Annotated in this window: 13 protein-coding genes; 4 read left to right on the top strand and 9 right to left on the bottom strand. The window is 64.9% G+C overall.

All coding sequences use genetic code 11. The features are described from left to right. Positions 1 to 11: 11 nt before the first annotated feature. From AWC31_RS22020 to AWC31_RS22005, 4 genes are read right to left on the bottom strand one after another with little or no spacing between them, the layout of a single operon-like run. Complete coding sequence (locus AWC31_RS22020) at positions 12 to 2,237, bottom strand: xanthine dehydrogenase family protein molybdopterin-binding subunit (RefSeq protein WP_085146096.1); 2,226 nt, start codon at positions 2,235 to 2,237, stop codon at positions 12 to 14. Further along, positions 2,234 to 3,217, bottom strand: a complete 984-nt coding sequence (locus AWC31_RS22015) for an FAD binding domain-containing protein (protein WP_085146095.1) — start codon at positions 3,215 to 3,217, stop codon at positions 2,234 to 2,236. Before AWC31_RS22015 ends, AWC31_RS22020 begins: the two co-directional genes overlap by 4 nt. A 4-nt stretch (positions 3,218 to 3,221) precedes the next feature. Then, on the bottom strand, positions 3,222 to 3,701 hold the full coding sequence (locus AWC31_RS22010) for a (2Fe-2S)-binding protein (RefSeq protein WP_085146347.1): 480 nt from the start codon (positions 3,699 to 3,701) through the stop codon (positions 3,222 to 3,224). Continuing rightward, the gene (locus AWC31_RS22005) at positions 3,698 to 4,858 is read right to left on the bottom strand and encodes an MFS transporter (RefSeq protein WP_234816970.1); all 1,161 of its coding nucleotides are present in this window, start codon (positions 4,856 to 4,858) and stop codon (positions 3,698 to 3,700) included. Before AWC31_RS22005 ends, AWC31_RS22010 begins: the two co-directional genes overlap by 4 nt. A 190-nt stretch (positions 4,859 to 5,048) precedes the next feature. On the opposite strand from AWC31_RS22005, the gene AWC31_RS22000 reads away from it, so the two are divergent. The 4 genes from AWC31_RS22000 to AWC31_RS21985 all read left to right on the top strand — a co-directional run bounded on the left by AWC31_RS22000 (position 5,049) and on the right by AWC31_RS21985 (position 9,241). Continuing rightward, positions 5,049 to 5,897: a helix-turn-helix domain-containing protein gene (locus AWC31_RS22000; protein WP_085146093.1), complete on the top strand. Its 849-nt coding sequence runs from the start codon at positions 5,049 to 5,051 to the stop codon at positions 5,895 to 5,897. Between the two features lie 175 nt (positions 5,898 to 6,072). Beyond that, positions 6,073 to 7,260 carry an oxygenase MpaB family protein gene (locus tag AWC31_RS21995; protein ID WP_165766026.1) on the top strand — a complete coding sequence of 396 codons (1,188 nt, stop codon included), beginning with the start codon at positions 6,073 to 6,075 and terminating at the stop codon, positions 7,258 to 7,260. After that, positions 7,257 to 7,727, top strand: coding sequence for an SRPBCC family protein (locus tag AWC31_RS37485; protein ID WP_165766025.1), 471 nt, complete (start codon positions 7,257 to 7,259; stop codon positions 7,725 to 7,727). Before AWC31_RS21995 ends, AWC31_RS37485 begins: the two co-directional genes overlap by 4 nt. Positions 7,728 to 7,744: 17 nt before the next feature. Further along, positions 7,745 to 9,241, top strand: a complete 1,497-nt coding sequence (locus AWC31_RS21985) for an aldehyde dehydrogenase family protein (protein WP_085146090.1) — start codon at positions 7,745 to 7,747, stop codon at positions 9,239 to 9,241. A 297-nt stretch (positions 9,242 to 9,538) separates the two neighbouring features. On the opposite strand, the gene AWC31_RS21980 is transcribed toward AWC31_RS21985, so the two are convergent. The 5 genes from AWC31_RS21980 to AWC31_RS21960 are packed head-to-tail and all read right to left on the bottom strand — an operon-like array spanning position 9,539 to position 15,039. Continuing rightward, on the bottom strand, positions 9,539 to 10,399 hold the full coding sequence (locus tag AWC31_RS21980; RefSeq protein WP_110775227.1) for a fumarylacetoacetate hydrolase family protein: 861 nt from the start codon (positions 10,397 to 10,399) through the stop codon (positions 9,539 to 9,541). After that, positions 10,396 to 12,045, bottom strand: coding sequence for an FAD-dependent monooxygenase (locus AWC31_RS21975; protein WP_085146088.1), 1,650 nt, complete (start codon positions 12,043 to 12,045; stop codon positions 10,396 to 10,398). The genes AWC31_RS21980 and AWC31_RS21975 overlap by 4 nt, the downstream gene beginning before the upstream one ends. Further along, entirely contained in the window at positions 12,042 to 12,608 is a 567-nt protein-coding gene (locus AWC31_RS21970; RefSeq protein WP_085146087.1) for a VOC family protein, read from the bottom strand. The genes AWC31_RS21975 and AWC31_RS21970 overlap by 4 nt, the downstream gene beginning before the upstream one ends. Positions 12,609 to 12,641: 33 nt before the next feature. Next, positions 12,642 to 13,907, bottom strand: coding sequence for an oxygenase MpaB family protein (locus AWC31_RS21965; RefSeq protein WP_085146086.1), 1,266 nt, complete (start codon positions 13,905 to 13,907; stop codon positions 12,642 to 12,644). Further along, positions 13,897 to 15,039 (bottom strand): NAD(P)-dependent alcohol dehydrogenase, encoded by a 1,143-nt coding sequence (locus AWC31_RS21960; RefSeq protein WP_085146085.1) that lies wholly within the window; start codon positions 15,037 to 15,039, stop codon positions 13,897 to 13,899. The genes AWC31_RS21965 and AWC31_RS21960 overlap by 11 nt, the downstream gene beginning before the upstream one ends. Between the last annotated feature and the right edge of the window lie 19 nt (positions 15,040 to 15,058).

Raw genomic sequence — 15,058 nt, 5'->3', positions numbered from 1 at the left:
CGCAACGCCTTTCACGGAATGAGGTCGTCCACGAGGATCGGTGTCTTGCGCACCCTTGTCCCGGTGGCGTGGTACACCGCGTTCGCCACGGACGCCGCCGCGCCCAGCACGCCGATCTCGCCGACGCCTTTGACCCCGAGTTCGTTGGCGAACTCATCGGGACTGTCCATCGTCTCGATATGCACGTCTCCCACGTCGGCGTTCACGGCGAAGTGGTAGGCACCCAAGTCGGCGCCCGCGAAGCGCCCGGCCGCGTCGAGTACAGACTCCTCGAACAGCGCGTGGCTCGCCCCCCAGATCATGCCCCCGACCAACTGCGCCCGCGCGGTGCGCGGGTTGACGATACGGCCGCAGTCGTAGACACCCACCATCCTTCGAACTTGCGGTACACGCGTCACGCGGTCGACGGCCACCTCGGCGAACTGCGCGCCAAATGCGTACAGCGCATGACCGCGCGATGCCGGCGGGGCGAAGACCTCACGCCCTCCGAGTCCCGACACCACGCTCTCGGTGTCGAGTTCGGGTGGGGCCCAGACGTGGTCGGCGCAGATCGTGCCGAGACCGGCCTCGGCTATCGCCTCGGCGAAGGTGAACGACCGCGCGGGACAGGTGATCGTCCCTTCCCGTGCGTTCAGCAGATCCGCGGTGACGCCGAGACGTAGGGCCAAGGCGGTCAACAGCATGGTGCGCGCCTTCACTCCGGCGTGCCATACCGCGGGACCGATCGAGCCCGTGTTCGACGAGCCGGCCGTCATCGGCCCCGGTGGCAGGCGGCTGTCACCGAGCTCGACCGTGGTGTCATCCAGCGTGCACCCCACTGCGTCAGCGAGGATCTGGGCCAGAACCGTGGACGCGCCGGTACCCAGTTCGTGACCGCCGGCCGACACCCGCACGGTGCCGCCTGGTTCCAGCCTGACGGTCACCTGAACCGGGGTCCGCAGCACCGGATAAATCGAAGTCGCGCAACCCCATCCGATGAGCGCGTCACCGTCAGACATCGTCCCGGGCTCCATCGACCGGTCACCCCAGCCGAACAGTGCTGATGCGCGACGCAGACATCGGTCCAACGAGCGGCTACTGAAGGGCAGTCCGTCGGCCCTGTTCACCGGCGTGTCGTTGTGCAGTCGGAATTCGACGGGATCCATCCCGCAGCGCTCTGCCAACTCGTCGACAGCGCATTCGAGCGCGAACACCGGACCGTACTCGTGTGGTCCCCGCATCGAGCCGGGGGTGTTGACATCAGTCGGCACCAAATACGCACTGACGCGGATGTTCTCGACGTCGTAGAGCGCGCTGGTGATGCGGGCGCCTGACAGATGATTGTCGTCGGCATGCGAGGTCTGCACGTGTTCCACGTGCTCGTATCCGACCAGCTTCCCTTCGGCGGTGGCCCCCACGCGGACGAACTGACGACTCTGCGGCCGGAATGGGCCTACGGTGAACATCTGGCTGCGTGAGACGCTGAGCCGAACCGGCCGACGCAGCGAGCGCGCCGCCGCGGCGGCGAAGACGGTGTGCCACATCAGCCATGCCTTCGAACCGAACGCCCCTCCGACGTGGGGACTGCTCACCTCGACCTGATCAAGATGCAGGCCGAACGTCTCGGCGAGGCCGGTCCGCGCGCCCGTGACCCATTGGGAGGGAAGCTCCACACGGAGTCGGCCGCCGCACCACTGTGCCGTCGTGGTGTAGGGCTCGATCGGATGATGGTGCATCGCCGGCGTATCAATCACGGTGGTGACCACATGCGCAGCGTCCGCCATCGCACGATCGACGTCACCGATATTCAGACCCGCTGACGAAACCTGACGCGCAAGATCGATGCTCTCAATCAAGGACGCCCTCGCGGGCGTTTGCACGTACGTCGTGGCGATCCGGCTCGCGGCTTCCTCGGCGGCTTCCCGCGTTTCGGCCACCACCACCGCGATGACCTGGCCGTGGTAGTGCACGAGCGGGCCGCCAAGCGGGTTGCGGCTGGTGTGAAACTGGCCACCTTCACCGACGAATCGCCCGGTAAGCGTCGATACCTCGCTGCGGTGCGTGATGATGCCCAGCAGCCCCGGTACCGCCTCCGCCGCAGTCAGATCCATGGCGGTGATCCGCCCTTTGCTGATCGTGCTGGTCACCAGCACCGCATGGGCGAGATCGGAATGACGCCCGTCGGCCGCGTAACGCGTGTCACCGGAGGCCTTCTCACCACCGCCGCGCCGGGGCACCGCCGTTCCGATGTAGTTCATGGCGTCCCCGTCGGTTGTAGGTCGCGCAGGGCCGCCACGACGGTCCGCACTCCGATTTCGATTCGTACCCGTGGACCACGTGCGGTGAGATACGCGAGTTCGGCCGCATGTCGGATTCCGGAGTCGGTCAATGGCCGACCGACGAGAGAGCGTTCGGCGTCTCGGCAGCGCCAGGGTCGCGTGGCGCTGCCGCCCACCGCGATGTTCGCCGCAGTCACGGTGTCGCCGTCGATGTCGATACCCACCGCTGCGGATGCGATGGCGAACGCGAAACTCGCTCTGTCGCGGACTTTCCGGTAGCACGAGTGCTTGGCGGCCGCACATCTGGGTACGATGATCGATCCGATAAGTTCGTCCGGTTCCAGAGCGTTTTCGATCGCCGGCGTCGAACCCGGTTCGTGGTGGAACGACTCCACGGTCACCCGGCGCGACCCGCGCATCGACAGGAGTTCGAGCTCGGCATCGAATGCGGCGAGGGCAATCGCCCAGTCGCCTGCGTATATCGCAGCACAGTGCGGTGATGCCCCCAGGACTGCCCGGTTTCTGGGATGACCCACTTCCTGTGCGCTACAACCCGTTCCCGGTGCACGCTTGTTGCACGCCGAATGCCCGTCGCGAAAGTAGGGACAGCGCGTCCGCTGCAGGACGTTGCCACCCGCGGTGGCGACGTTGCGCAACTGCTGCGAGGCGGCCTGAGTGAGGCTCTGCGCCAGCGCCGGAAAGTCGGAGCGCACGATGTCGTGATTGGCCACGTCCGCCATCGTCGTGAGGGCACCGATCCGGATGCGGTCGCCGTGCACATCGATGCCCGTCAACTCGCCGAGACCGCTGATGTCAACGATGTCGTCTGGGGCGAGCACGTCCTGGCGCATCAGGTCGACGACCGTCGTGCCACCCGCGAGCACGACGGTGCTCGAACGACCGGCGAATGTCAGAGCCTCGGTCAGCGACCGCGGTCGGTGGTAGGTGAAGGGCCGCATCGGATCAGGCCTCCGCTTCGCCAGCAACGGATCTGATCGCCTCGACGATCATCGGATATGCGGCGCAACGACAGAGGTTACCGCTCATGAACTCCTTGATCTTCGCAGAATCGCCCGCGTGGCCGTCGCGGACGCATGCGACGGCACTGACGAGCTGGCCGGGGGTGCAGAATCCGCACTGCAGTGCGTCGTGCTCAACGAACGCCGTCTGCAGCGGATGCGGCTCCCCTGCAGCAGCCAACCCCTCGACGGTCGTCACGCGATCTCTCACCGAAACCGCCAGTAGAAGGCACGACAACGCGGGCCTACCGTCGAGCAGGACCGTGCAGGCCCCGCAGGTTCCGTGGTTGCAGCCGATCTTGGTTCCCGTCAGGTCGAGGTGGTCTCGGAGGAAGTCGGCCAACGTGGTGCGGCTGTCGACATGACCCCGTGCGGCCACTCCGTTCACCTCTACCGTGATGTCGTGCTGAGGTCCGGTTGTCACGCGGGCACCCCGCCGGAGGGGGCCATGCCAGCGGAACGCGCTGGTCGCCTCTGGCATATTGCGACCACCAGAACGCACAGCGTGGCAACCAATGCGATCGCCGCTGCCACGAAGCCGAGGCTTTGAATTCCCCACAGATCGATCGTCACACCGCCAACCAGCGCGCCGAGACCGGCACCGGCGTTGGCAGCCGAGACGTTCACGGTGGCGGCGAGGGATCGATCGCCGCGTGCCTGTGCCATCACTCGTATCTGGCTGATCGGGAACAGACCGGTGAAGGCCGAACCCCAGATGAAGAGGGCGCCCATGACACCCGCCTGTACCGAGGACAACGGCGCCACCGCAGCCATACCCACCGCCAGCAAGACGGCGAAGACGATGGAGGAGCCAATCGGCAGCCGGTCGGCCAGCCAGCCTCCAACCCAGTTGCCAAACAGACCGACTATCCCGAATGCCATGAGCCACCAACCAACTCGCGCGGCGTCGACGCCAACGACAACACCGAGTATCTCGGCCAGGAAGGTGTAGGCGGCGAACATCGCCGTGAAGACCAGGATGGACAATGCCACGTGGACGAGGAACATCGGTGCACGAAGGAGCGCGTAGCCGCGCGCGTCCGCCTCCTCGACGCCGCCGACCGATGCCGTGGTCATTCCGAAGTGCAGGCACACCGCCATGATGAGCGCCGCAACGGCCAATGCGGCGAAGCAACCGCGCCAACCGATCGACGCGGCGGCGACGGTGCCCAGCGGTACGCCGATGACCATCGCTGTGGACATGCCGAGGTATATTCCCGCGACCGAACGCGCCTCGCGCCCTGGCCCGCCGCTTCTGACCGCTGTGTCGCTCGCAAGACCCCAGAAGACGGGCAGCGCGACCGCGGGGAGGAATCGGGCTAGGGCGAATACCCACATGGATTGTGCAACCGCCGCTGCGGCATTGGCTACTGCGAACATCAGCACGATCGATACGAATAGACGTCGCCGGTCAAGGTGTCTGAGCCGCGGCGTGACGATGGGTCCGGCGCAGGCCACCGTGAAGGCGAACAGCGAAACCAGCATGCCGGCCTGCTGCAACGACACCCCGAAGTCGGCGGCCAACTGCGGCAGGAATCCGATGATGATGAACTCGGTGGTAACGACGACGAACCCCGCCATCGCAAGGAGTGCGATCGGGATCGTCCTCCGCCGTAATTGCATGACGTCTCCTCGTCCGTAAATGCCGGCCGAACGGTCTCAGCCAGCCGGATGTCGACGCTAGAAGCACATTTCAGCAGCGAGGTGGAAGCAATGAGCATGGGTGTCACACACCCCCTCGGCTCCACATCACCTCGGTTACGGTGAAGTGATGAACGGTTCCGAAGCAGGCGCGAGCAGTGAATTGGGCGCGTTTCTCCGGATCCGCAGGGGGCTGGTACGACCCGAGGATGTCGGCTTCCCACGCGGCCAGCGTCGCGTCAGCGGACTGCGCCGGGAGGAGGTGGCCACGCTCATCGGAGTGAGCGTCGACTACTACACACGACTGGAACAGGGCCGGGAACGGCACCCCTCACCTCCGCTGCTCAGCGCCCTCAGCAGAGCACTGCGATTGTCCGTCGACGAACACGTGCATCTACACCGACTGGCTGGCGTCGATTCCGCGCACGGCATTTCGCGGTCCAACAGAACCGTTGCGCCGGCACTCCGGCAGCTCCTGGATCAATGGCCGATGCAACCTGCGTTCATCTACAACGACGTACAGGACATCCTTGCCAGCAATGCGCTCGGGGCCGTCTTGCACGCCGGATTCAGCAGCGCTGACAACTTCGGTCGGATGGTATTCCTCGATCCCGAGGGCAAACGCTTCTTCGTCGAGTGGGACAGGGTCGCCGCCGACACCGTCGCCGCTCTGAGGCAGGCATGGGGACGGCCCTCCGAACGACACCGCATCGATCCGCTCATCGATGAACTCTTCTGCGGCAGCGCGGAGTTCGAGGAGCTTTGGCATACACACACGATCGCCAGCAAGTCTCACGCGACGAAGCTGATCGAACACGTCGCGGTGGGCCGCCTATCGCTGGATTACCACACCTTCGAAGTGACCGGAACGGCCGATCAGTACCTGCTGGTCTGCCGCGCGGAGCAGGGTGGACGGTCCGAGCAAGCGCTGAAGCTGCTCGGCACCTTGAGCGCCACCGAACGGGCGAGGAACGAGTAACGGCATCCTGCCGCAGACGTCGGCAGAGCCCGCGAGATCGCCGCAGAGGTCGATCGCCGGTAGTCACCGGTCCGGCAGTTCCATGGGTCCCTCCTTGCGCGAAAGCAAACTTGTGGCATTGTTGTTTCAGAGCAGCGCGCACAGCGCCGAGCGTCAACCGACAGGAGTGCCACTCGTGCACGACGATTCACCTCCGCCCTTTCCATCCGGGAGGGGCACCCATTCGGGAGCGCTACTGCAGTTCGGACGCAGCCGCGCCGATCTGCTGCAGTGGGCGTTACAGACCGGCGACCCCCTGGCCGATGCCGCTGCCGAGGAACTGCACGCACACGGACGAAGCGCGCGTGCCAGCCTCGACGCCGGAATACGGAACGGTCTCGCGTCGCTGACCGATCCTCCTCCGGCCGTGGAAGCCCTTCTGAGGCACTGCGAAACGTTCCCGGACTTCGCCGACGACGCCCTGATCGACAGCGGCTCGCTTCCCTTCTACACCATGCCCCCGCCCGTTCACATGGTGTCGCTGAGTGCGGGCGCGCTCATTCGCGTTTACGAGTCGCCGTCCATATCACGGGTTCTCGCGACGACGGGACGCCTGATCGAAGGAGCCGACCGTCGCATCCGGGAAACGGGCAAATGGGTGTCGACCGCCATGCTCCCCGGTGGTCTGCGTCCTGGTGAACCGGGTTACGTGGCGACCCTGCAGGTCCGGATGCTGCACGCGCAGATGCGTCGATTGGCCCGCAGTCGCGGTTTCGACGAAGCCGTGCACGGTGTCCCCATCAATCAGGTGGATCTCGCACGCACCTGGCTCGATTTCACGTACACCTCGATGCGCGCCGAGGAGATCATGGGGTTCTCGCTGACGTCGCGCGAAACCCGCTCCCTGTACACGTACTGGTGGCTCCTCGCGCACCTGCTGGGCATCGACGCACGACTGGTGCAGGGCGTTTCCACCAACGAACAGGCAGCCCGAGTCGATGCGTTGATCCAGTACGCCACCGGACCCCTCGTCGACGACTCCGTGGCCCTCGCGTCCGCGACATTGAACTCCATCGCCGATCTGCTTCACACCGGCCTGCGGCTGCCCGAGCCGTTGGGATCTCGCGGATTGGCATCGCTGGCGCGCATGTTCCACGGCGACGCCGTGGCCGACGAACTCGGCATCGCGCGATCGCGGGCGGCCGACACGGTCATCGCCGCGGCCATCGACCGGGTGCGCTCGTCCAGAAGTGCCCTGCGCGCCGAACCGACGAAGTGGAGCGCCCACATCGACGACAACCTCGCCGCTGCGCGTCGCTCGGTTCAGGCGTCCGACGCCGCACTGTACGAGAACACCAACGCCGAGCACCGGAGTGCATCGTGACGCTGGATGTCTCCACCTCGAGTAGCAGCTTCATCGGTCGCCCTCCAGCGGTGGTGTTCGACTTCGTCACCCGACCGCGCAACTGGGTCGGCACGCATCCGGTTACCGAGGACGTCCGTTTCAGCGGAGGTGACGCCCGCGCCACAACCGGGGACGAGTTCGTCGAAACCATCGGCGGCGGCGGTCAACCGGGCTTCGACGTTCGGTGGCGGGTCACCGTCCACGAGATCGACCGCCTGTGGGTCATCGAAACGGACGCCCTGGGAGATCCCGACGTGTCGTGTCGCATTCAGTACGAATTCGAGCCCGACGGCACGGGCACGATGTTCCGCAGGCACATGACGATCAGCTATCCGGCTGCGGAGAGCACCGGAAGGGCATATCGCGTCCCGCCCAAGGGTGCGTCCGATCCGGACGTACACGACCGGTACATCGAAACCGTCAAGCGACGGCTGGAATCGCCGTAACAACCGAGGAGTTTCGTATGCCGGCGCTTGATCCCGAGGTCGTTCGAGCGACCGCCGCGCGATTCGCCACGCCCAAGTCCTACGGGAACTTCGTCAACGGGCAGTGGTGCGATGCGCGCAAAGGCCGACAACTGGATCTGTGCAATCCCGCCACGCGCGATGTGGTCGGACACATCCAACGCAGCACCCCAGCCGATGTCGAGCAGGCGGTGCGGGCTGCGAGCGCGGCGTTCCTCTCGTGGTCCGGTACCCCGCCCGCCGAACGGCAACGAGCGCTCCTCGCCATCGCCGACAGGTTGCGCGAGCGCCGTCTCGACTACGCGGTACTGGAGTCACTGAACAACGGTAAGCCGGTCACCGAAGCCTATCGTCACGACGTACCCTCGGCGATAGAGCAATTCGAGTACTACGCGGGTGCGGCGTACCACGTGAAGGGAGACGTCGCGGATTTCCGTGATACGTCCGTGGTCACCCATCGTCAGGCGATCGGCCCGGTAGCGCAGATCATTCCGTGGAACGTCGCCCTTCTCATGGCTTCGATGAAGCTCGCGCCGGCACTGGCTGCCGGGTGCACGGTCGTCTTGAAGCCCGCCGAGTCCGTCTGCTTATCGGTGCTCGAGTTCATCGACGACATTCGCGATCTGCTGCCGCCTGGGGTGCTCAACGTGGTGACGGGACTCGGGGTGGAAGTCGGAGAGGAACTCGTCGGCCACCCGGATATCCGGAAGGTGGCGTTCACCGGCAGCCGCGAAACCGCCAGGAGGATCCTGCGATACGCGTCGAACAACATCGTTCCCCAGACGCTCGAGCTCGGTGGGAAGTCCGCCAACATCGTGTGCGCGGATGCCGACGTCGCCGCCGCAGCCGCGTCGGTCGTGTTGTCCACCGTCGTCAACAAGGGAGAGGTGTGTCTGGCCGGATCACGCGTCTTCGTCCACGATGCCGTCCGGAAGGAGTTTCTCGACCACCTGCGGGGCATGCTCACCTTTGTGCGACAGGGCGATCCACTGGATCTGTCCACCACACTCGGAGCACAGGCATCCGAGACGCAGTTCAACAAGATCCTCGACTACATCGACATCGGACGAGCGGAGGGGGCAACCATCTTCAGTGGTGGAAACCGGGCCACAGTGCCGGGTTTCGAGAACGGCTTTTTCATTCAGCCCACGGTCTTCACCAATGTCCGTAATGACATGCGCATTGCGCAGGAGGAGATCTTCGGGCCCGTCACCGCCGTCATCGGGTGGACAGACGAGACCGAAATGCTTCGCCAGGTCAACGACACCCGCTACGGTCTGGCGGGCGGCGTCTGGACGAAGGATCTCTCACGCGCACAACGGATCGCGCGCTCGATGGATACCGGAACGGTCTGGATAAACCGCTACTTCAATTTGACCCCGGGTCAAGCCATCGGCGGAGTCAAGGAGAGTGGATTCGGCCGGGAAGGAACGCTCGGCACCGTCCTCGATCACTACACCGTGCAGAAGGTCGTGGCCTACGATCTACGGGCCTGACAGGTCGTCGGCGGAAATTCGGTCAGGATGGCCGGCGCCTGCGAAGCGAAATCGCGCATGTCGCCTCGATCTCCCTTACAGATCGGGGTACGTCATTCGGTATACGTCAAGCGGCGCACTGGCGTACGTACTCGTCGTGGGCGACTGGGTTTGCTCTCTGGTGGAGGGCAGCTCTGGCAGCTGTCATCGCACGATTGTTTCACCGACCCTGAAGAGCAACCTCCGAGCTTCCGCGCATCGCACCGGAATACTGTCGGAAACTGGGCATCATCGCCCGAGCACTCGCCGGGTAAGAGGTCAATCGGACGGCGCAGAGTTCTCGGCCGCCATGCGGCACACGGGGTTCGACAGCGTGCCGATACCGTCGATCTCGACGCGAACGGTCTGACCGGCCTTCAGGAACTTCCCGGTGTTCTCGGCGACGCCCGCGGGGGTGCCCGACAAGATGACGTCCCCTGGCTCGAGCGTGACGTAGTGGCTGATCTCCGATATCAGTTCGGCGAATCCGAAGATCATGTCGGCAGTGGACGCGTGTTGCCGTAACTCGTCGTCGACGTACGTCCGCAACGCAAGGGGCTTTCCCGCGGCGACGTCGTCGGCGCTCAGCATGCAGGGTCCCAGCGGTTTGAAGCTGTCGAACGACTTCGCGACGGGGACGTTCGGTCGTCCGACGTATGCGCGACGTCCGAGTTGGACGTCGCGTGCGGAGACGTCGTTGGCTGCGGTCAAGCCCGCGACATGGCGCCAAGCTTGATCGACTCTCACGCGGCGGGCGGGCGTTCCCATGATGAGGGCCACCTCCCCCTCGTAGTCCACTTCCTCGGCAGCGATATCAGGTAGCACGATGGCGTCCCCCGGATTGCCGACCGCCGAACCCACCGCGAAATGGAAGCGCGGGTGCGAGGGCACGTCCGCGGCGATCTCGCGGGCGTGGTCGGCGTAGTTGAGCCCGACGATGCAGAGCTTGCCCGGCCGGCGAACGGGCGCCAGCATCGGCACGGTCTCGACCCCGGCGACGTCGCGAACCGACGCGTTCGATGCTCGGTCCAGCTGACCGCCACAGATGAGATCGTCAAGTGATTGGGCTAGGTCCAGGAGGTGGAGCTCCTCCCCCTCGATTCGCGCCACGCCTCGGGCGGTCTGCGCGAATCGTGTCACCGCGCAGCCGATCTGCACAGCACAGCCGCGGTGAGGGCGTCGGCGTCTTCGGAGCCGCAGCCGGCCCAGGCAATGAATCCGTCGGGTCTGACCAATGTCAAGGGCATGGGGTACGAGGCGGAAACGTCGCTCCCCGACAACCGGACGACGTTCAACGGCGCTCCCGAATCGGCGAACGCCGAGATCCAAGCATCGGCGTCGACCCCCTCCGGTGATACAAGCAGTACAAACGAGCGGCCGAACAGGTCCAGAACGGAACTGCCGTCTGGAAGTTTGACGTGGGGGGCACGGCGGCCCGGAACGCCCGCGGGAAGGTACGTACTGAGGTCGTCCGGTACGTCCGAGGTGTCCGCACCGATCACGACGGGAGACTCCGTGTAGCGGTACCCGAGCTGGGTGCCGAGCGAGGACCATTCCGCGGCCCGCGTTCGGATCACGGCATCGGCCGCGTGGGCACGGGCTGCATCGCCCTCCTCGCCTTCGTCATCGAGGTCCGCGCCCGTAGGTAGGGCGATGTCCGCCAGATAGTTCGATTGGGCGCGACGCGTGTTGCGTTCCGCCACGGGCCTGCGTTCGAGTTCGTAACTGTCGAGCAGATCCGGGCCTGCCTCTGAACGCAGGACCATCGCCAGCTTCCAACAGAGATTGTGTATATCGCCTATCCCGGTGTTCATGCCGTGACCTCCCGACGGCCACATCTGATGGGCGGCGTCACCGGCAAGCAGGACACGCCCGACACGGTAAGACGACGCGACGACGGTTCGTCCGGACCAGGTTCTGGAGTCGATGACGTCCACCTGGATGTCGGCACTGCCGATGCAGTCCCGGATCGTCGCCACCACGTCGTCGGCACCATGTCGCTCGTCGGGCCGCAGTGGGTACGTGACCCGCCAGAGGTTGTTGCCGTTGAGCGATCCGAAGATGGCACGGCGGGGTCGCAGGGCGTAGTACTGCACTGCGGGGCGTGCATTGGTTACCTTGAGAAGGTCGGGGATCTCGGCGAATACGCCCTGCCATGTGGCTTCTCCCGGCTGGCCCTCCATTGCCACGCCGAGCCGGCGGCGAATGGTGGACCCGGCTCCGTCGCACGCGACGACATAGGACGCCGTCACACGTTTCACCTGGCCATCCGCCGCCTTCAACAGCGCGACCACACCGTCGCCCTCCTGGGTGGCCTGTGCACATCGCCATCCGAAACGGACGGTAACGGTGGGAAGCGCGTTCGCACGGCTGCGCAAAGCTGGATCGAACCAGAACTTCGGCCACCATACGGCGCCTTCCGGGCTCGGGTGCGACGCCGTCGACAACCGATCCGCATTGGGCGGCCGATGGAAGCGTGCAAGCTCGTGCGCCGTCAACCGAGTCACAAAGGAGATGTCTCGCGGATAATCAGCCGGGAAGCCACTCCTGTTCACTTCATCCGACAGTCGGTACTGTCGAAGCCATTCCATCGTTCGAACATCGATTGACTCCGCCGTGGGGTAAGTGATTGACCCGTCCCCGCAGTCGACTACGAGAACGCATATTCCCCGCGCGCCGAGGTCGATCGCCGCGGCCAGTCCGACGGGTCCGGCGCCGATCACCACGACCTCGTACTCAGTTACTTCGATGTCCGCGCTGGCAAGCCCGGCCACGGTCACGGTCATCGACGGAAACCGCTGTAGCTCGCTGCCTTGCCGCCCGGTGCGAAGTAGTCCTCCGGATCGATCGTGTGCCCGTCGGGATTCTGCTGGAATCCCGCGGATTGCATGAATGCTCGCATCTCCTCTTCCGTTGCGAAGTTCATGCCCGACAACTCCACCTTGTTGCCATCGGGGTCGCGGTAGTAGAGGCTGCTCGCCACGCCGTGATTGGCCGCTTCCATCGGTAGCACATCGAGTGCCTTGAGGTGGCGATACTGACCGTGCAAGCGCTCCAGGTCGGGGTACCGGACCTGCAGGTGGTGCAGCCCGACCGAACGTCGCCCCGTCCCACCAACATTCGCACATTCGAACACCGCGATGCGTTGCGTGTACGGAAATCCCCCCGGCAGTTGAAAGAACGCAATCCGGGTCGGCGTGTCCGGATCGGCAGTGCCCACCCCACTGGCGGGAGTCATGTCCAGCGTCGGAGGCTGCCGCAACACCTCGGAATAGAACCAGCACAGTCTTTCGTAGTACGGGGTACGCAGGACGACCTCCGACAAGCCGATGCGGAACGATTCGCACATCTTTTTTCGACTCCTTGCCTGAATCAACGCGAACTAGCGGGATAGCGTCTCGACCGGGCTGTAGCTGCCTTTACCTGCTCCGAGCGTGCGGTCGAGCTCCTTGCGTCGCCATTCGCGGTGCCGGTGGTCAACCAGGCGGGCAACAGTCGGGATCTTTTGGCAAGCGGTATCCCGGATGAAGTTCGGCACGAACCGCAGCAGCGGAGCGAAGCGCCAAGGGCCGACGTTCGGGAAATCGGACCTCACATACGACCCGGGTGTGTAGAAGTAGGCGTGGCCCAACTGGAATCGGTAATTCAGCTCGGCCTTGACCCGCGGCCATCCACGCTCGTCGGGAACGGGCTTGTAGGAATCCATGAAGGAGTGACACAACTTGCGGCTGTCGTCGTTGTCCTCGGTACGCTGTGCCAGCGCGGTCAACCGCATGGCGCGGTAGGCGTCGTCGATGGTCTCGGGATACCACGGTGTCTCCACGCCCATCACGTAGCCGATGTAGCGCCACATGTGCAGCATCGCGACGATGTCGTCGTCGGTCGTACGGTACCCAATTGTCCGCAGTTGTGCTCCTGAGATGATCGAACCCGCCATCAGCGTGGTGAACATATTGAACTGGCTGATCGGAACACCGAGGCGTGGGCGGTCCCATTCCTTGTGGTTGATGATCCGTGCTCGAATCATGCAATGCAGCAGCCTCACATGCAGCGAGGTCACGTAACCGGGATTGCCCCTGCGCATTCCGCCGGGCTCACTGATGTCGGTCCAGTGCTTGCACGTCTCCCAGAAGCGATTCAGCGCCGAGTTTCCGGTGTACGCGCCGGTCAGGATCAGCGGCTTGGTGACCGAGGGCGTACGGTAGCCGGCGAAAGTCGCCATCCCGAAATACGGGTAGAGCTCTTTCCCGTACCGCCGGAACACTGTGGCACCTCGATCGAGCAGATCCCAATCCAACCACTCGGGTTCGGTGTGAATCTGCGTGAACAGCTCGACCAGGGCGGGCGACGGATCCTCCACAGCCTCGATGCCCCCGCGCACGGCGGTGTTGAACACGTCTCGCGCCTGCCGGACCGACCCGCGGGACCGCGCATCGGCATACCAGGCGTCACCGAGCCGGTCCCCCTGGTCCAGCGCACGCCCCATGCTCGAAACCACATCCGACGGAAGCCTGAGATCGGCCTTCGCGAGCTTCTCGAGCCGCTTCGTCAAGTCGACACCGCTGAGCCGGTTCTCTTCCTCGAAAAATACGAAGGCGCTGGGGATCTCGCCGCTGCCTTCGGTCGTGTCGGTACGTTCAACGTCCACTGGGATATTCCTTCTGTTCCTGGTCGTGTCGATGTTGGAGAACCGCCTTGACGGTCACACCCGCTTCGACGTCGGCGACTGCGTCATTGATCGACTCCAACGGGTAGAGCGTCGTGAGCCGTTCGATCGGAAACCTGCCCTGCCGGTACAAGCGGAGGATTCGCGGAATCAACACCGCAGGTGCCTGGTGGCCGATGACCGACCCCATGACACTGCGTCCCAACAACAACTCGAACGCGTCGGTGCGGAACTGAGCTTGCGGAGGCGCGATTCCGAGGATTGCCGCCCTGCCTAACGGAGCCAACGCACCTACCGCGGCCGTCATCGATTCCGGCGATCCGGTGGACTCCAGGGCGAGGCCAACCCCTGCGCCACCGGTGAGTTCCATCACCGCGTCGACCGGCGGACTGGTGTTGACGTCGACCACGTCGGTAGCGCCGAGTTGCACCGCGAGATCCAGCCTCGCCGTGTGTCTGTCGGCGACGATGATGCGGCCCGCCCCCGACGCGACCGCCGCCATGACCGCGCTCAGCCCGACCGCCCCTGCGCCGATGACAAGCAACGTCACTCCGGGTTCGGCCTTCAATACGTTCCACACAGCGCCGACACCAGTGCTGACTCCGCACCCCAGTGGCGCGAGCACCGACGCCGGGATGTCCTCATTCACCCTCACCAATCCACTTGGGCGACAGAGACTCAGACCGGCGAACGAAGATTGCCCGAAAAAGTGGTCGTGTACCGGCCTGCCGTTCTGATCGCTGAGGCCGACGGATCCGTCGGCGCGCTGGGCCCCGAAGTTCAACGCGAAGTGATCGGGGCAATACGCCGGCATCCCACCTCGACAGTTAGCGCAACATCCACAGAAGTTGAAGCCGGCGATCACTCTGTCGCCCACGGCAAATCCCTCGACGCCCGAACCGACGTACTCGACCACGCCGGCGCCCTCGTGCCCCGACACCACCGGCAGAGGCGTCGGGAGACGGCCTGCAGCGACCTCAAGGTCGGTGCGGCACAACCCGGCCGCGAGGAAGCGGACGATCACTTCATCCGCGCGAGGAGTTTCGACACTCAATTCCTCGACGACAAAGCCGCTGGCCCCAGCGCGGCTCACCGCGGCCGTGGTCGCAATCATCCTGCTTCACCCCTCACCG

This window comes from Mycolicibacterium wolinskyi, from assembly GCF_002101965.1.
In the GTDB taxonomy this organism is placed as follows: domain Bacteria; phylum Actinomycetota; class Actinomycetes; order Mycobacteriales; family Mycobacteriaceae; genus Mycobacterium; species Mycobacterium wolinskyi.
Note: the sequence above shows the minus strand (reverse complement) of the source record. Positions and strands in the feature narration are given on the sequence as shown.